Origin of the sequence: Hahella sp. HN01 (assembly GCF_018986435.1) — a bacterium.
Lineage (GTDB): Bacteria > Pseudomonadota > Gammaproteobacteria > Pseudomonadales > Oleiphilaceae > Hahella.
Genome location: NZ_JAHMIN010000014.1, coordinates 53,802 through 71,156, shown reverse-complemented (window position 1 = coordinate 71,156; position 17,355 = coordinate 53,802). Strand labels below are relative to the sequence as shown.

The window sequence follows — 17,355 nt, the reverse complement described above, 5'->3', positions numbered from 1 at the left end:
TTGTGACGGAGGATTTAAAGTGCAGGCGGATAAAATCCGCTGATTTCGCTGCATTTTAGTAGTTTCTGGCGCCAAATATGGCGGAGCCGATGCGAACAATGGTGGAGCCAGCGGCAATGGCGGCCTCCATGTCATCGGACATGCCCATGGATAAGGTGTCTACGCTATCGAACCGGCTTTGCAGCGCAGCAAAATGGCGACTCAACTCCTTGAAGGTGGCGGCCAGTGCTGCTTCACCCTGAGTCGGGTCGGGAATACACATCAGCCCTCTCAGGCGCAGGCCGGGCAGAGCGCTGATAATGTCCGCCAGAGGCGCGACTTCATCTGGCGACACGCCAGACTTGCTGCTTTCATCATTAATATTGACCTGAATGCAGACATTCAGCGGTGAGGCTCCCTCCGGTCGCTGCTCTGACAGACGGCGGGCGATTTTTTCCCGGTCCACGGTATGCACCCATTGGAATAACTCCGCCACCGGGCGGGTTTTATTGGACTGCAATGGGCCGATGAAATGCCAATTGATGGAGAGGTCGCTTAACTGGGCGATTTTATCCTGGGCTTCCTGCAGGTAATTTTCGCCAAAATCTCTCAGTCCCGCGTCATACGCGACCCGAATGGCCTCGGCCGGCTTGGTTTTACTGACTGCGAGCAACGTCACGGAATCCGCCGGCCGGGCCGCGGATTTTGTTGCATTTTGTATTCTTTGGCTTACTGTTTTGATGTTGTCTGCTATGCTGAACATATTATTTCTATCAATAGCTTAGGCTGCGTCGAAACGCGCAGATTGTAACCAACCCGCCGACAAAATTCAGTTCCTTCCGTCGTCGTGGGGAGGTGGCGCTGTTTGAGGGCCGCCGGAAGGCTGCATGTCATTATAAGGTTCAAAACGGGGATTCCTAATGGACATTACCGAGTTGCTTGCGTTCTCTGCTAAGCAGGGCGCTTCCGACTTACACCTATCTGCCGGGTTGCCTCCCATGATACGCGTCGACGGGGATGTCAGGCGAATTAACCTGCCCGCAATGGAGCATAAAGAAGTACACGCGCTGATTTACGATATTATGAACGATAAACAGCGTAAGGATTTCGAAGAGTTTCTGGAGACGGACTTTTCCTTCGAAGTTCCCGGAGTCGCCCGTTTCCGGGTTAACGCCTTCAACCAGAACCGCGGCGCCGGCGCCGTATTCCGGACCATCCCCTCCAAAGTGCTGACAATGGAAGACTTGGGAATGGGGCAGGTGTTCAAGGATATCGCCCTCAAGCCTCGCGGGCTCTGTCTGGTTACAGGACCGACCGGTTCCGGTAAGAGTACGACGCTGGCGGCGATGATCGACTTTATCAACGATACCCGTTACGACCACATCCTCACTATCGAAGACCCTATCGAGTTCGTGCACGAAAGTAAGAAGTGTCTGGTGAACCAGCGCGAAGTGCACCGTGATACGTTAGGGTTCAGCGAAGCGCTGCGTTCAGCCCTGCGGGAAGACCCGGACATTATTCTGGTTGGTGAGATGCGGGACTTGGAAACCATCCGTCTGGCGCTGACTGCTGCGGAAACCGGACACTTGGTATTCGGCACCCTGCACACCACATCCGCTGCGAAAACCATTGACCGGGTGGTCGACGTGTTTCCTGCGGAAGAAAAAGCCATGGTAAGATCAATGCTCTCCGAATCGTTACAGGCGGTCGTCTCGCAGACACTTCTGAAGAAGGTCGGCGGCGGTCGTGTGGCGGCCCATGAAATCATGATCGGCACGCCAGCGATTCGTAACCTGATACGCGAAGACAAAGTCGCCCAGATGTACTCGTCTATCCAGACCGGCGCCGCGTTGGGTATGCAGACCCTTGACCAGTGTCTGCACAATTTGATTTCTAAAGGGCTGATCAGCCGCGAAGCCGCGCGCGAAAAAGCCAAAATGCCGGAGAATTTCTGACGCCGCGACCTTATCCCGGTTTATGCCGGTCGCTGTAGCGTTATTACCATTGGGGTGTTGTGATGGATTTCGACAAGCTGTTAAAAATCATGGTGGAAAAGGGGGCTTCGGACCTCTTTATCACAGCTGGGGTGCCGCCCAGCATTAAAGTCCACGGTCGTATGGTGCCAATCACCAAATCGCCGCTGTCTCCTGAGCAGACGCGGGAAACCGTGTTTTCCATAATGTCGGAAAAGCAGCGTGCGGATTTTGAGGTTGCGCATGAGTGCAACTTTGCAATCAGCGCCCGCGGCATCGGTCGTTTCCGGGTCAGCGCCTTTTATCAGCGCAACCTGTGCGGGATGGTGTTGCGTCGTATTGAGACCAATATTCCCAAGCTGGACGACCTGCATCTGCCGGAGGTTATCAAGTCTCTGTCGATGACCAAGCGGGGCCTGATTATCTTTGTCGGCGCCACCGGCACCGGTAAGTCCACGTCGCTGGCTGCGATGATCGGCCACCGGAACCGCAACAGCAAAGGTCACATCATCTCCATCGAGGACCCCATCGAATATATCCATCAGCACCACGGCTGCATTATTACGCAGCGGGAAGTGGGACTGGATACGGAGTCGTTCGAAGTGGCTCTGAAGAACACGCTGCGGCAGGCTCCCGACGTTATCATGATCGGGGAGGTGCGATCCGCCGACACCATGGAATATGCGGTGACCTTCGCGGAAACCGGTCACTTGTGTTTGGCGACATTGCACGCCAACAACGCCAACCAGGCGCTGGACCGGATCATCAACTTCTTCCCGCCTGAGCAGCATAACCAGGTGTGGATGGATTTATCCTTGAACTTAAAGGCTATCGTGGCGCAGCAATTGGTGCCGACCCCGGACGGTAAGGGACGTCGGGCGATTGTTGAGATCCTCATCAACTCGCCGCTGGCCGCAGACTTGATTCGTAAAGGGGAAGTGCACAAGTTGAAAGAGCTGATGACCAAGTCGTCGGAACTGGGCATGCAGACTTTCGATCAGGCGCTGTACCGCGCTTACGCTGCGGGAGAGATTACCTACGAAGACGCGTTGTCTCATGCGGACTCCGCGAACGACCTGCGTCTGATGATCAAACTGGGTGCAGACAGCAATATTTCCAAGCTGCAAGGCGCAGCCAGCAGTCTGTCATTGAGCGACGACCAGGATTATTGATCGCTGAAAATCGCTTCTGAAAGCGGATAAAAAAACGGCGGGGTCCTCAAAGGCCCCGCCGTTTTGCGTTTCAGGAAGCGCTAGTGCGCCTCATCCCAGTTATTGCCAGCGCCGGCTTCCACTAATAGCGGCACATTCAATTCCGCGGCGGAAGACATAATCTGCGTCAGCTTCTCTTTAACTGCCTCGACAGCGCTTTCCTCTACTTCCAGGATCAACTCATCGTGCACCTGCATGATCATCTTCGCCGGCGGCGCGTCTTTACCTTCCAGCCAGGCGTCCACCGCCAGCATGGCGCGTTTGATGATGTCAGCCGCCGTACCCTGCATGGGGGCGTTGATGGCGGTGCGCTCCGCCGCCTGTTGCAGATTGCGATTGCTGGAGCGAATGTCGGGCAAATACAGACGACGCCCGAACAAGGTCTCCACGTAGCCGGTATCCTGAGCTTCCGCGCGAATGCGGTTCATGTAGTTCAACACGCCGGGGTAACGCTCGAAGTATTTGTCGATATAGCTCTGCGCTTCGCCGCGCTCAACGTGTATCTGGCGGGCCAGACCGAAGGCGGACATACCGTAGATCAGACCGAAGTTGATGGCCTTGGCTTTGCGGCGCTGCTCGGAGCTGACTTCGTCGAATGCGACGTTGAAGACTTCCGCCGCCGTCGCCTGATGCACGTCCAGGCCTTCGGAGAAAGCCTTTAACAAGCCTTCGTCCCCGGACAGGTGAGCCATGATGCGCAGCTCGATCTGCGAGTAGTCGGCGGAGATCAGCTTGCAGCCTTTGGGGGCGATAAAGGCTTGCCGGATGCGACGGCCCTGCTCATTACGCACGGGGATGTTTTGCAGGTTGGGGTCGCTTGACGACAAACGCCCGGTGGCGGCGACCGCCTGCTGGTAGGAGGTATGCACGCGGCCGGTGCGCGGGTTGATCATTTCCGGCAGCTTATCCGTGTAGGTCGACTTCAGCTTGGAGAGGCCGCGATACTCCAGAATGACACGAGGCAGCTCATACTTCTCCGCCAGTTCCTGTAGCACCGGCTCGGCGGTGGAGGGCTGTCCCTTCGGCGTTTTCTTGATAATGTCGAAGCCGAGCTTTTCGTAGAAAATCTCCTGCAACTGCTTGGGCGATCCGAGATTAAACTTCTGGCCGGCTTTTTCATAAGCTTCTTCTTCCAACTCCAGCATGCGCTCAGCCAATTCCTGGCTGTGAGTGCGCAAACGCTGGCTGTCCACCAAGGCTCCGCGATGCTCCATCCGCATCAATACAGGAATCAGCGGGAGTTCGATTTCGCGATAAACCTGCTCTAAACGTCCTTCTTTCTTTAGTTTCGGGTTCAGAGCGTGATGCAACTGCAGGGTGATATCCGCATCTTCGGCGGCGTAAGGGCCGGCTTGCTCCAGGCTGATCTGGTTGAAGGTCAGCTGTTTCGCCCCTTTTCCGGCGATATCTTCAAAGTGGATGGTTTCCCGCCCCAGGTGTTTGGAGGCCAGGGTATCCATATCGTGACGGTTGGCGGTGGAGTTCAGCACGTAGGACTCCAGCATGGTGTCTTCCGCGATGCCGTTGAGCTGAACGCCATGATTGGCCAATACATGGGCGTCGTATTTCAGGTTTTGACCAATCTTGCGATATGCAGGGTCCTCCAGAAGAGGCTTGAGCGCGGCCAGAACTTTATCGCGCTCCAGCTGTTCCGGCGCTCCCATATAGTCATGGGCTACAGGCACGTAAGCCGCGTTGCCGGGCTCGACTGCGAAGGACACGCCGACGATCTCCGCCTCCATATAATTGAGGCTGGTGGTCTCTGTGTCGAAGCTGAATGTTTTGGCGTCAGTCAGCACTTTGATCCAGTGGTCAAACTGATCCTGCTCTGTCACAACCTGGTAGTCCTGCTCAACGCTTTGCGCGGGGGAGGCGCTGGCTTCGGGGGTCGTCGCCTGTGTAGAGGGTGTCGCGTCCAGATCTTTGATCCAGGTTCTGAACTCCAACTCAGTAAACCAGGTGCGCAGCGCTTCTGTATCGACGGGATTGGGGCAAACCTCTTCCAAGGTGAAAGGCAGCTCGACATCGGTCTTGATAGTGGCGAGCTCTTTTGACAGCGGCAACTGCTCCAGGCTGCTGCGCAGGCTTTCGCCGATTTTACCTTTGACCTCACCCGCCCGCTCCATCACTTGCGTCAGGGAGCCGAACTCACCAAGCCATTTGACTGCAGTTTTGGGACCGCATTTGTTCACTCCCGGGATGTTGTCCACGGTATCGCCAATGAGCGCCAGGTAATCCACGATCAGTTCCGGCGGTACGCCAAACTTCTCGACGACGCCTTCTCTGTCCATGGTGGTCTCTGTCATGGTGTTGACGAGGGTGACGTGAGGGCTCACTAACTGGGCCATATCTTTATCGCCCGTTGAAATTACCGCATCCAGCCCTTTTGTAGTTGCTTCATGGGCCAGCGTGCCTATAACATCGTCGGCCTCTACGCCTTCTATAATCAGTAAAGGCAGCCCCATAGCACGGACAATGTCGTACAGAGGCGCAATCTGGCAGGCGAGGTCTTCCGGCATGGGGGGCCGGTTGGCCTTGTAATCGGGGTACATCTCGTGGCGAAAGTTCTTGCCCTTGGCGTCGAAAACGGCGACCACCTGGCTCTCCGGATAATCTTTTTGCAACTTCCGAAGCATGGAGATGACGCCTCTGATGGCGCCGGTAGGTTGCCCCTTGGAGTTTCTGAGCTCTTTCAGGTTGGGAACGTGGTAGGCGCGAAACAGATACGAGGAGCCGTCTACCAGGACGACAGGCGCTGAACGGTTTTCTTTACTCATAGATGGTACTGGTTTTAAATGGTTGTATGGGCTCGGAATAAGCGTATCCCGCAGGATCGGCTAATCCCCGAAAATGGGCCCGGAAGAGGGCTGACGGAGCTGCCGGGACTACCCGGTGAATTAGCCCCAGGCGCTGCCTGATTAAACAAATGTGTAGGTTACCAAAAAACAGCGTGTAGGTTACCAATGAGTTTTTGGATACGTAAAGCTTTGCTCGCGTTAATTATTCTTCCTTTGGCTGCGCCAACGCTGGCGGAAGATTCTGCGGCGGAGCCAGAAGTGCAGATTCGTTATGGCGAAAAGGAAACCCATTACGAGTATCGGGTGAACGGCGAACTGGTGCAGATCAAGGTCGTCCCCAAAGTCGGCCCGGAATATTATCTGGTGCCTTCCGATACGGGTGAATGGGTGCAATCGGAAAAGCCGCGGATACTGGTTCCGAGCTGGAAGCTTTTGGAATGGTAAGTTTTCGATAGGCGATTTATTTTGTGGTCAAAGCGCAGGATGCGTTTGAAATTAAGTTTTAGAAGTAGTGAATAAGGCGGGTTAATGGCGGTTTTTACGAGAGTGTCTCCAGAGCAATTGCAGACGTTGCTGGAATCTTATTTCGATGCGCCTGAAGTGACGGAATTTCAAGGCATTGCGGCGGGGATAGAAAACACCAACTATTTTGTCAGCGTAACAAGCGGCGGCGAAGAAACACGCTGGGTGCTGACAATCTTTGAGATGGTGACCGCCGAAGAGCTCCCGGTTTTCATTGATCTGATGCAAGGACTGGCGCAGCAGGGCTTTCCCGCGCCGGCGCCCCATCTTATGCTGGATGGTTCATCCTTGGCTTATATAGAAGGCAAGCCTTGTGTGCTGGTGCCCAGAATTGCTGGCGGCCACCTGGATACTCCCACTCGTGATCAGTGCGCCATCGCTGGCGATTTGCTTGGCGCAATGCATTTGGCCTCCCGGTCCGCGCCCGGTCGTCGTGAAGTGGTGCGTACAGTAGGGTGGATGCAGTCTCACCGGGATGATCTGGCTCCTCACATCAAGCAAGATGAACTGGCGTTGTTGAATGCGGAAATCGAGCATTTCCAGCAACAGGCGGATATTTGGGCGCAATGTCCAAACGGCTGGATTCACGGCGATCTGTTTGTCGACAACGTGATGTTTGATGGCGACAAAGTGAGCGGCGTTATCGATTTTTATCATGCCTGTCACGATTGCTGGCTGTTTGATCTCGCCGTCGCTTGCAATGACTGGTGCTGTGATGCAGAGGGAAATTACGATCAGGAGAAGCTGCGCGCTTTTGTTGAAGCCTACGACAACAAGCGTCCTCTGACTGATCTTGAGAAAAGCCAGTGGAGCGGTGCGTTGCGGGTTGGGGCGTTGCGATTCTGGATTTCCCGCCTGATCAGCCAATATGGCAAAGGCTATCAGCATGAGGCTGAAAGAGGGAATACGCTGAAAAATCCAGATGAGATGAAGGCTAAATTACTATCCGCGCATAAAATAGCCGCCCTGTAGGCGGCTATCGAAACTCTTGGCGTTGCTGGGAGTGAGTAAAAGCTATCCGTTATTCAGAGTGGCGGTGACTTCCTGAGAGTAGTCGCTCGCCACGCCATCATAATCAATCACTCTTACCTTAAAACCGTATTTGCCTGAAGCGAACCCTGACAGCTTCAATGAGGTGACGCCAACGTCGTCTATCACTACACGCCCATCATCGCCTTTGGACAGGTTGCGATAGGCCACTTCGTACGCTGCAATTTCGCTAAGGGCGAGGGAGGAGCCGTCTTCACGGGTCCAGGGCGTGTTCCAGGAAAGGGTTTTAGGCGTAATCGGCCCTTGCACTCCCGCGCTGGGGTTGGAAGACGATGAGTCGTCTCCCTGTGTTGCGTCTCCGCTATGTGCGGCGCTTTTGGGGGAGTCTCCGCTTATCGAGTCGGACAGGTTGCAACCGGAACCCGTCGCAACAACGGTTCCCAAAAACAAAAATGCAATAAGCTTCCGGGCGCGAAGCAAGGTTTCGCTGCCAAGCAATTCTATCTTCATGGCGATTTTAAGAAGTCTTTCGGATAAACGGCTTAATAATTGTCAAAACATCTGACTTTCTAGTTTTTAGAAAGGAACTGATTGCTCAGTAAAGTCGACATTCGGACGCGACGCTATCTTTTTATGATCAATTCGTGACTAACTACCCACAAAAATATAATTCGACTTGGATTTGATAGCCATACTTCCATGTGGCTAGGCTTAAAGGTCTATCACGTTAAAGGTGAGCGGCTAGAGGTTTCGCATGAGTAAGCTGAAGTCTAGACGACTCGGTGCGTTCTCCGGTAACGGAAGGCGAATGCGATGCCCAGAGCCGGGGGCGACGTCAATATTTTGTCCGTTTTTATTTTCCATTTTTTTGACGATAAAACTCATATTTCCGCTTGGTGTCATAATTTCGACGGAATCTCCAATAGATATTTTATTTTTAACGTCAATCAAGGCTTGACCATTCTCAGGAGAGTATTCCAACACTTCGCCGACGAATTGTTGCTTGCCGGACAGCGAGGTTCCATTTGCGTAATTCTGATACTCGTCATGTACGTGGCGTCGGTAAAAGCCTTCGGTATAGCCCCGATGCGCAAGCTTCTCCAGATCGTCCATCAGCGACATGTTAAACGGGACGCCAGCCACGGCGTCATCAATGGCCTGGCGGTACGCTTGCGTCGTCCTGGCGACGTAGTAATGAGACTTGGTGCGCCCCTCGATTTTTAAAGAATGCACGCCGATGCGACACAATCGCTCCACATGCTGCACGGCGCGTAGATCTTTAGAGTTCATAATGTAAGTGCCATGTTCGTCTTCAAAGGCGGGCATCAGTTGATCTGGTCGACCATCTTCCTGCAACAGAAACATTTCTGAGGTGATCCCGCCATCTCCCAGCGTTGGGCTGCAAGACTGAGAGTGCGTTGGCTCCCAGGTCTGCGCTGTGATATTGCCTGCGTCATCCTGGGTGGCTGGAATGGCGTTGTATTTCCAGCGGCAGGCATTTGTGCACGTGCCTTGATTGGGATCGCGCTTATTGATGTAGCCGGACAATAGGCAGCGCCCAGAGTAAGCGATGCACAGCGCGCCATGAACGAAGACTTCCAGCTCCATCTGTGGCGACTTTTCCTTGATCTCTGCGACTTCCTCCAAAGACAGCTCCCGCGACAGAATTACCCGCTCCAGTCCTTGTCTGCGCCAGAACTCAACGGCGGCATAGTTGACGGCGTTCGCCTGCACGGAGAGATGAATGGGCATGTCCGGCCATTTGTCGCGAACCATCATGATCAATCCAGGGTCGGACATGATCAGGGCGTCTGGCCGCATTTCAATCACAGGAGCCATATCGTCCAGAAAGGTTTTCACTTTGCTGTTGTGAGGGGCGATGTTGGCGGCGACATAAAACTTTTTGCCTTGTGACCGCGCTATTTCAATTCCTTCGGCCAGCGTGGCGAGATTGAAATCATTCTCCCGCACTCTCAGGCTATAGCGGGGCTGGCCGGCGTAAACCGCATCAGCGCCATAGGCGAATGCAAAACGCATGTGTTTGAGTGAGCCAGCTGGCGCCAGGAGTTCAGGTTTGTTCATAGCTTTTACTTCGTTGTCGGTTGATCGGTGATTAGTAGACTTGGATAGGGTTCAGGAGCAAAATCGCCAGTCCCGCAACGCCGGAAGCGGCTAGGGCGGCCGCGACTTTAACTCCCAATGGACGGTTGCCGATGGTCCATGCAAGACCCGCCTTAACCAGGCTATTGCTGCAAGCGGCGATAAAAATGCCCCAGGCGGCGACTAGTAGCGCCACTTTCTCCGGCTCTTTGGCGAGACGGGCCAGAGATAAACTGATCGCGTCTACGTCACTCAATCCGGATATGGCGCTGAGAGCGTAGACGCCGCTGGCTCCCAACCATTCGTGCAGTGCATTGGAGAGCAACATGATGAGCAGCAGCAGGAAGCCAAAGAACAGAGCAGAGGATATTTCCAGCGGATTCTGCTTGAGATCGGGTTGTTCGATTTTTATTCCCGAATGGCTGCGCCAGAAATAAAATGCGGAGGCGTATACGCAGAGAGCCATGAGAGCAAAGGGCGGGGCAAGTGCATAAGCCAGCGGAGGGTAGACGATATAGATAACCAGCAATAACCTCGGGAACATAGTGCCGCAGGCGATCAACACGCCTGACGCCAGAAGTGGCGCATGCTCCTGATTGTCTTTGGCGACCCGGGACAAATGCAGGGTCAGCGCGGTAGAAGAGCTCAAGCCTGCGAATAGGCTGGTTATCAATATCCCCTTGGATGGGCCGCCTATTTTGACTGCGAAATAGCCAACAAAGGAAATGGCGCTGATTAAGACAATCATCCACCAAACCTCATAGGGGTTAATGGCGCCCCATGGACCGAACCCTTCGTTGGGCAGTACTGGCAGCATGACGACGGTCATCACCAATAACTTGAGCCCGGCGTCCAGCTCTTCATCACGTATTTTTTTCAGAAACCCGTGCAGCTCCGGCTTGAGGTCGAGCAATATGGCGGTCACGACTGTCATGGTGGCCGCAACGGAGAACTCTCCCATGACGCACAAAGCGCCATAAAAAAAAGTCAGCATTGAGGCGATCAAACTAGTGATGCTCATGTCCAGGCGTTGTTTCTGGCTGGTGACATAAGCGGCGATAAGAATCAGCGCCAGGGCGATGATGCCCGCCGCCAGCACCCACTCCCCCATTTGTTCGCCCAACCAGGTAGTCAGACCGCCCAGAAGCGCAATCAAAGCGAACGTTCTTACCCCCGCTACCCGATGGCCGGCCTCTTCGTTACGGTTGACCCAGCCGCGCTGTATGCCGATGGTCAGCCCAAGCAGCAGCGCCATGGCTAGATGGGGGAGCGGATATTGCGCATCAATCAGACTGTTCATACTGGCGGGAGGGKGGGGATGAGCCGCTCAACGCCGCTTCAAAAAGGCGTGAAACGGGTTGGAGCTATCGCCATTATGAGGGCGGAATAGAACTGTCATATTCATCAAGGGCGCGCAGTGTTTTTGATAAACGGCAATGTCTTAAAAAGTATAGCTAATGGGATCGTGTCCGCGCTGAAACGGCGACAATCCTAGTGTAAATGGATTTTTTTCAGCGTTTTCTGAGGTAGATCAAATTGCCTTTCAGCCCCTGTTTAAGGGGCCTGGATTAGTATGATTATTCTAATTTTTGCACGTATCTTGAGGGCGCAATCAAGGCAAGGAACTGGGTTCCTTATCTCAAAGTAAACCGGTAGGAGACCAAAGATGGGCAAGCTCAAGTCATATCAGGAGCAAATTCAGGACGCTGTAGAAAAAGGAATCAAAACAGTAGAAGAGCAGCATCGCACTCTTGCTGCGAAACCTTTCGAATACGCGGAGAAAATAGAGCAGGAAGCTAAGAATTTGTCCGTTAAGTCCGTGCGCGAAATGCACGACCACATGTTGGATAACGTTTACTCTTCGTTCCGCGCATGGAATCAGCGTGTAAACGATTTTGCTGCGGACCTGGTGGCCAAGATCGAAGGCGCAGAAAAAGATAGCGACGACGAGGCCAAAAAATCCAAAGCCGCGGCTAAGAAAACGACAAAAACTGCAGAAAAGCCGGCCTCTAAGACTACTGAGGAAGAAGCTGCAGCTTAAGAGTTCGCACTCTTGACAAAAGGGCGCCTATTGGCGCTCTTTTGATTAGGTGAGGCGGAAAAGCGGATCAGTTGTTTATTTTTTCAAGCAGGAATTTCAGGCGCTCAATTTTTTGAGCGTAGTCAGCGGTTGTTTCTTCACGATCCTTTTCATGCGCGGCGATTTCACTCTGTAGCCGTTGTACTTGGCTGGTGTCTCGCTGAATTTCATCCAGTAAATCCTGTGGTACAGCGCGTCCCGCTCTTTCCGCGTCCGCCGCTCGAGATTCCTGGCTCGCCACCTTCTTTTCCAGCACCTCAATATTATTACGCTTGAGGCTGATTAACCCGTCCAGCTCTTGCAGTTTGCGATCGCGGGCGCGGGCGGCGTCATCCGGGTGGCTGAAAAGCCGCAGGAGGAGTTCATCCGCTTCGCGTTGTTTGCGGACTTCCTCTTCCTTTTGCGCTTTCTCCGCCAGCTTGCGATCACGCTCGATAATCTGTTCCGGGGTCAATGCAGCGGGGATGTCCTTAATCACGCGACCGAATGCATCAACAATCTGGTAACCCTTTTTCGCCGCCTCCGGTGGTACGGAGTTCCCTAACACTAATGTGCCGTTTTGGTCCTTGTATCGATAAAATAGGGTTTCGGCCTGTACGAATGTTAGCGACATCAAGCAGAGCAGTACGCCTGCGGCAATCTTTGCTCCCCTGATTTTTTTTAATGGCATCATGTAGTTATATTATGGTTACTTCGCTTGGGTAACCCCTGATTAGTGGGTTTAAAGGTCATATGGGAATTAGCATGACTTTTATAATGTTATTCATAATTTCATTAATTGCCAACGGACTATCCGCTTTGGCTGGTGGCGGCTCTGGTTTGCTGCAGCTTCCTGCGTTGTTGTTTTTAGGCTTGAGTTTCTCCGTGGCTTTGGCTACTCATAAAGTAGCAAGCGTCGCTTTGGGCGTGGGGGCGTCATTCCGTCATCTGCGGGAGAAAGGGCTGGATTGGCGTTTTGCGTTATTCATTTTGGCGGCGGGCCTCCCAGGGGTTTTACTGGGCGCTCAGGTTATTCTGGGGGTTGATGATAATGCGGCGCAAATGGCGTTGGGACTTTTGACGACAGGGTTGGGCCTTTATTCAATGCGTTCCCCGCAGTTGGGCATGCAGGCGCACAGCAAGAACCGCTCTACATTGGGATATGCGGTAGGAGCGATTGGATTGTTCGGGATTGGCGCATTGAATGGCTCCATTACGTCTGGGACAGGTTTGTTCGTCACATTGTGGCTGATTGTGTGGTTCGGGCTAAGCTATCAAGGGGCGGTGGCGTATACATTGGTTTTGGTTGGCGTTTTCTGGAATGGAGCAGGCGCTCTTTCTCTGGCGCTACAGGCGGAAGTGCGCTGGGACTGGCTTATCCCTCTAATATTGGGCGCTCTGGCCGGAGGATATCTGGGCGCGCACTGGTCTATCGCCAAAGGCAGTGCGATGGTGAAGCGCGCTTTTGAAGTGCTGACGATACTGGTCGGGTTCAGTCTGATGTTCAAGGCAGCCGGGTGGCTGCCTGATTTACGTTTAGTGGAAGTTACGAATTAACTTTGCACGCCGTAAACGGCACGATACTCGGCAACCTGCTTATAGTTGTCGGAAAAGTGCGGGTCAGACTTAAGAAACTCGAGAATTTGATCTAGCTGGATAATAGCTGTGACGGGAATCTGGTAGTTTTGCTCTATCTCTTGAATCGCCGACAACTGATGCTGTCCGCGCTCTTGCCTGTCAAGAGCGATGAGCACGCCAGCGGGTTCCGCGCCATTCGCCTTGATGATCGAGATGACTTCACGGATGGCTGTGCCTGCAGTAATTACATCGTCCACGATAAGCACCTTGCCTTTCAGCGGAGCGCCAACGATGACGCCGCCTTCGCCATGGGCTTTGGCTTCTTTGCGGTTAAAGGCGTAGGGAACGTCCATGCTTTTTTCGTTGGCCAACGTAACGGCGAGAGCGGAAACCAGGGGAATGCCCTTGTAAGCCGGCCCGAACAGCATGTCGTATTGCAATGGGCTGGAAGTTAAGGCCGCCGCATAAAAGTGCCCGATTTGCGCTAACGTTGTGGATGTATTGAATAATCCGGCGTTAAAAAAGTACGGGCTGCTGCGGCCGGATTTAAGTGTAAATTGGCCGAATTTCAGCACTTCACGCTGAATGGCGAACTCAATAAACGCTTTTTGATAGTCGTGCATAAGAGTTTCTTTAGCCCTTGGATTCTTTTGCAGTAAATATGAATTAGGTATCATACACGCAAATTTTTATAGGTAACATCTATGAGGGTAGTAACAATCAGCGTAAACGGACTGAAGCGCGCAGTCGGAGAGGGATTCTTCGAGTGGATGGCGCGCCAGGACGCTGACGTCGTTTGCGTGCAGGACCACAGGATGCGGGTTTATGAGTTGGACGAAGACAAATATCGTCCTGAAGGCTATGAGCCCTATTTTCTGGATGCGGAAAAGCTTGAAGACGGTGGGGTCGGCATTTATACCCGACAGATTCCCAAAGCCATCATGATGGGCTTTTCCTATGCTCCGGCGGATATGAACGGCGCTTTTATTCAGGCCGACTTTGACGCTGTCAGCATTGCTTCTTTGATGGTTCCCTGCGCATTGATGGACGACGAAAAACAACAGGCTAAAGAAGAGTATCTGGAAGCTTTCGGCAATCATCTGCAGAAAACGTTGCGTAAGCGCCGGCAGTTTATATTCTGCGGTAATCTCCAGACTGCTCACCTGGTGACGGACGCCAATCCCCGCTATCACCGCTTGGAAGTGTCCGGCTTTCTGCCGCAGGAACGGGCCTGGTTTGATCAGGTGTTTGATGAAATGCAGTACGTAGACGCATTTCGCAAGATCAACCGGGAAAAGAACCAATACACGTGGTGGCCGGAATCAGCGGAAGGCTGGCGTAAGCATTCAGGCTGGCGAGTAGACTATCAGATCGCCACGCAAGGGCTACGCAGCTCTATCAAACGCGCCTGGATCGATACCGAAACCCGGTTCTCTGATCACGCGCCATTGATCGTCGATTACGACGTAGACTTCTAGGGCGGGCTTTGTCGGAGCCTTGCCCCGCTTATCTGGCGGGACGCGGTCAAGCAGTCGGCGTTGCGGCGCCGTCCGCCCTTTTCTCTATTTAGCTTTGTAGCACTTCTTCCTGGGCTACAAACAACTGGCGAATGCCCTTGCCAGCCAGATCCAGCATTGCCGTCAGCTCCGCGCTTGAAAATGGCGCAGCTTCCGCAGTTCCCTGCACTTCAATAAATCCATCCTGATCCGTCATGACGACGTTCATGTCCGTTTCCGCCTTGGAATCTTCATCATAATCAAGATCCACAACGGGGACGCCTTCGTAAACGCCTACGGAAATAGCGGCGACTTTGTGCAGAATCGGATTGTTTTTCAGCTGGCCTTTGGCGATTAGGTTGTTGATGGCGTCCGCCATCGCGACGAATCCGCCAGTAATGGAAGCAGTGCGGGTGCCGCCGTCAGCTTGTATGACGTCGCAGTCGATAGTGATGGAAATCTCCGGCATTTTCTTCAGGTCTACCGCTGCGCGCAGGGAGCGACCTATCAAACGTTGGATTTCCAGGGTGCGACCGCCCTGTTTGCCTCTGGCGGCTTCACGTTGGTTTCGAGTGCCTGTGGCGCGGGGCAGCATGCCGTATTCTGCGGTCACCCAGCCTTGGTCTTCACCGCGCAGGAAACGGGGAACGCCGTTTTCTACCGTGGCGGTGCAGATGACTTTGGTGTCGCCGAACTCGACCAGCACGGAGCCTTCCGCATGTTTCGTGTAGTTCTTGGTGATCTTGATGTCGCGAGTCTGGTCGGGCTGTCTTCCGCTGGGTCTCATAATGCATTGGCTCTCATTGATTCATGTGGGGGCGGATTGTAGCACGATAGGCCTATATGAATAAGTGAACGACATGGTTAGCAAGCCATTAAACAACGCCTGTTTTGGCTGGGAATCGAGCCCGGAGGCGCGTTGAAAAATAGTTGCGCCAGAGCCAATAAGCGCATGAATGGGGGCTGGATCTTGTGCTATTGTGATTGAGGAGGCGCCAAGTTTTTCATCTATTCCGTGGCGATTTTCCATTCCGAAAGATTCATTGAGTTAACCTTTCAGGAGGTTATATGCCGGTAGTTAAAATTAAGTCGCTACCGTTAGCTCATGACACTGATTTGCCGAGGGTGCTGGAGGGAATTAGTAAGGAGTTTGCGGAAAGCGTAAATATCAACGTCGATAATGTGTACATTACCTGGGAATATCTTTCGCCAGGACACTACGCTCATCAAGGCAGGGTGGCCGGTCTACAGGAAACCCACAGCCATCCAGTTCAGGTTCAGCTGCTGACGGCGGACATGATCGATACAGGTAAAGTTCACCAAATGTTCGAAGCGCTGGCGGAAGCGATCAGCAAGCGCACTCACGTTTATCGGGAAAATATATTTATTTGGCATTCGTCGGTGGCTAGCGGTAAGGTATTCGACAGGGGGCAGGTAGATAACTGGTAATCTGGTTTGCGCTAAAACGCCGCATATTCATTGCGGTCCGGCAGGATCGCCATCTCTGACTATCTGCATCTAACTTAAACGACTATTATTCAATGAGGCCGGCTCAGGCTCCGCGACGGCGTAAGGCGTCATGCCGTTCACCTATAGCTGCAGCAACCTGAACCGCCGAAAATAATATACCTGCCGCCGGCTGTATTGCTCATCACGGAAAGTCGGCGCGCCGTCTTTTTCAACATTCAGGAATCGCGATTGGAGACTTTATGATTCGTAGTATGACTGCTTATGCACGGCAGGAATCCAGAGGAGAATGGGGCGTGCTCACCTGGGAGGTGCGCTCAGTAAACCACCGTTATCTGGAGCCCATGTTTCGAATCCCTGAAGTCTTACGGGAAATTGAGCCCGCTCTGCGGGAAGCGATGCGTCAGTATGTGCAGAGAGGCAAACTGGAGTGTCAGCTTAAATTCCAACAGGAATCTCAGGCCACCCCTTCTTATCAGGTGAACCTTGGTCTCGCCAATGAGCTGAATCAGGCGGTCAATCAGATCAACCGCATCCTGGATAATCCCGCGCACATCAATGCTTTCGACTTTCTCAATTGGCCTGGCGTGCTGGTCTCTGAGGAGACGGATCTGGAGCCGGTGAGAGAAGAAGCCGTGAGTCTGTTCGAACAGACGCTGGAAAGCCTGGTGAAGACCCGTGAACGAGAAGGCGATCGCATTCGTCCCATGTTGGAAGACCGCTTAACCGCCATCACGGACATTGTTGGCCGCGTGCGTCAGAGAATGCCCATCATCCTGGAGCGCCAAAACGAGGCCCTGAAGGCCCGCTTCGAAGAGTTGGAGCTGGCGGTGGATAGCGCCCGTCTGGAGCAGGAACTGGTGATTGTTTCCCAGAAAGCGGATGTAGCGGAAGAACTGGATCGCCTTGACGCCCATGTCCATGAAGTGCGTGAAGTCCTCGGCAAAAAAGAACCGATGGGCCGCCGCCTGGACTTCCTGATGCAGGAACTCAACCGCGAAGCCAACACCCTCTCCTCAAAATCCCTGGTAACCGAAACCACTCAGTTCGCTGTAGAGCTGAAGGTGCTGATCGAGCAGATGCGAGAGCAGGTGCAGAACGTCGAGTAAAACGACGTCGGACAGGACTAATGCCAGAAAACCCTGTGAATACAGGGTTTTTTATTGCCCGAATAGAGTAGAA

17 protein-coding genes are annotated in these 17,355 nt (G+C 53.3%); 9 read left to right on the top strand and 8 right to left on the bottom strand.

Features of this window, described 5'->3' with window-relative positions; translation table 11 throughout:
• Positions 1–55: 55 nt before the first annotated feature.
• The gene (locus tag KP814_RS15030) at positions 56–742 is read right to left on the bottom strand and encodes a YggS family pyridoxal phosphate-dependent enzyme (protein WP_216737533.1); all 687 of its coding nucleotides are present in this window, start codon (positions 740–742) and stop codon (positions 56–58) included.
• A 157-nt stretch (positions 743–899) separates the two neighbouring features.
• Between KP814_RS15030 and KP814_RS15025 the strand changes: the two genes are divergently transcribed.
• Together KP814_RS15025 and KP814_RS15020 are read left to right on the top strand one after the other, a co-directional pair.
• Complete coding sequence (locus KP814_RS15025; RefSeq protein ID WP_011400052.1) at positions 900–1,934, top strand: type IV pilus twitching motility protein PilT; 1,035 nt, start codon at positions 900–902, stop codon at positions 1,932–1,934.
• Positions 1,935–1,996: 62 nt separating this feature from the next.
• On the top strand, positions 1,997–3,124 hold the full coding sequence (locus tag KP814_RS15020; protein WP_216737532.1) for a PilT/PilU family type 4a pilus ATPase: 1,128 nt from the start codon (positions 1,997–1,999) through the stop codon (positions 3,122–3,124).
• Positions 3,125–3,204: 80 nt separating this feature from the next.
• On the opposite strand, the gene polA is transcribed toward KP814_RS15020, so the two are convergent.
• Positions 3,205–5,940, bottom strand: a complete 2,736-nt coding sequence (gene polA / locus KP814_RS15015) for a DNA polymerase I (RefSeq protein ID WP_216737531.1) — start codon at positions 5,938–5,940, stop codon at positions 3,205–3,207.
• A gap of 186 nt (positions 5,941–6,126) precedes the next feature.
• Between polA and KP814_RS15010 the strand changes: the two genes are divergently transcribed.
• Positions 6,127–6,405 (top strand): DUF2782 domain-containing protein, encoded by a 279-nt coding sequence (locus KP814_RS15010; protein ID WP_216737530.1) that lies wholly within the window; start codon positions 6,127–6,129, stop codon positions 6,403–6,405.
• 84 nt (positions 6,406–6,489) lie between these two features.
• Positions 6,490–7,455 (top strand): homoserine kinase, encoded by a 966-nt coding sequence (locus tag KP814_RS15005; protein WP_216737529.1) that lies wholly within the window; start codon positions 6,490–6,492, stop codon positions 7,453–7,455.
• Between the two features lie 42 nt (positions 7,456–7,497).
• Here KP814_RS15005 and KP814_RS15000 read toward each other — a convergent pair whose 3' ends face one another.
• From KP814_RS15000 to KP814_RS14990, 3 genes are all read right to left on the bottom strand, one after another.
• Entirely contained in the window at positions 7,498–7,983 is a 486-nt protein-coding gene (locus tag KP814_RS15000) for a fibronectin type III domain-containing protein (protein WP_216737528.1), read from the bottom strand.
• Positions 7,984–8,214: 231 nt separating this feature from the next.
• Positions 8,215–9,555: a tRNA 5-hydroxyuridine modification protein YegQ gene (gene yegQ, locus KP814_RS14995; protein WP_216737527.1), complete on the bottom strand. Its 1,341-nt coding sequence runs from the start codon at positions 9,553–9,555 to the stop codon at positions 8,215–8,217.
• Between the two features lie 31 nt (positions 9,556–9,586).
• A complete protein-coding gene (locus KP814_RS14990) occupies positions 9,587–10,873 on the bottom strand; it encodes an MgtC/SapB family protein (protein ID WP_216737526.1) in 1,287 nt (428 codons plus the stop codon).
• Positions 10,874–11,239: 366 nt separating this feature from the next.
• Here KP814_RS14990 and KP814_RS14985 point away from each other — a divergent pair, with 366 nt between their 5' ends.
• On the top strand, positions 11,240–11,614 hold the full coding sequence (locus KP814_RS14985) for a hypothetical protein (protein WP_216737525.1): 375 nt from the start codon (positions 11,240–11,242) through the stop codon (positions 11,612–11,614).
• A 67-nt stretch (positions 11,615–11,681) separates the two neighbouring features.
• Here the strand turns inward: KP814_RS14985 and KP814_RS14980 are convergent, their stop codons facing one another.
• Positions 11,682–12,266 carry an ABC transporter ATPase gene (locus KP814_RS14980; RefSeq protein WP_253938398.1) on the bottom strand — a complete coding sequence of 195 codons (585 nt, stop codon included), beginning with the start codon at positions 12,264–12,266 and terminating at the stop codon, positions 11,682–11,684.
• A 143-nt stretch (positions 12,267–12,409) separates the two neighbouring features.
• On the opposite strand from KP814_RS14980, the gene KP814_RS14975 reads away from it, so the two are divergent.
• Positions 12,410–13,189 (top strand): sulfite exporter TauE/SafE family protein, encoded by a 780-nt coding sequence (locus tag KP814_RS14975; RefSeq protein ID WP_253938397.1) that lies wholly within the window; start codon positions 12,410–12,412, stop codon positions 13,187–13,189.
• Here the strand turns inward: KP814_RS14975 and pyrE are convergent.
• Entirely contained in the window at positions 13,186–13,833 is a 648-nt protein-coding gene (gene pyrE / locus KP814_RS14970; RefSeq protein ID WP_011400040.1) for an orotate phosphoribosyltransferase, read from the bottom strand. The two genes, KP814_RS14975 and pyrE, sit on opposite strands and share 4 nt — an antisense overlap.
• Before the next feature lie 81 nt (positions 13,834–13,914).
• Here pyrE and KP814_RS14965 point away from each other — a divergent pair, with 81 nt between their 5' ends.
• Entirely contained in the window at positions 13,915–14,688 is a 774-nt protein-coding gene (locus KP814_RS14965) for an exodeoxyribonuclease III (RefSeq protein ID WP_216737522.1), read from the top strand.
• Positions 14,689–14,776: 88 nt separating this feature from the next.
• Here the strand turns inward: KP814_RS14965 and rph are convergent, their stop codons facing one another.
• On the bottom strand, positions 14,777–15,493 hold the full coding sequence (rph, locus tag KP814_RS14960) for a ribonuclease PH (RefSeq protein ID WP_216737521.1): 717 nt from the start codon (positions 15,491–15,493) through the stop codon (positions 14,777–14,779).
• 281 nt (positions 15,494–15,774) lie between these two features.
• On the opposite strand from rph, the gene KP814_RS14955 reads away from it, so the two are divergent.
• Both KP814_RS14955 and KP814_RS14950 read left to right on the top strand, forming a co-directional pair.
• On the top strand, positions 15,775–16,155 hold the full coding sequence (locus tag KP814_RS14955) for a hypothetical protein (RefSeq protein ID WP_216737520.1): 381 nt from the start codon (positions 15,775–15,777) through the stop codon (positions 16,153–16,155).
• Between the two features lie 260 nt (positions 16,156–16,415).
• Positions 16,416–17,282, top strand: a complete 867-nt coding sequence (locus KP814_RS14950) for a YicC/YloC family endoribonuclease (RefSeq protein ID WP_216737519.1) — start codon at positions 16,416–16,418, stop codon at positions 17,280–17,282.
• The last annotated feature ends 73 nt before the right edge of the window (positions 17,283–17,355 follow it).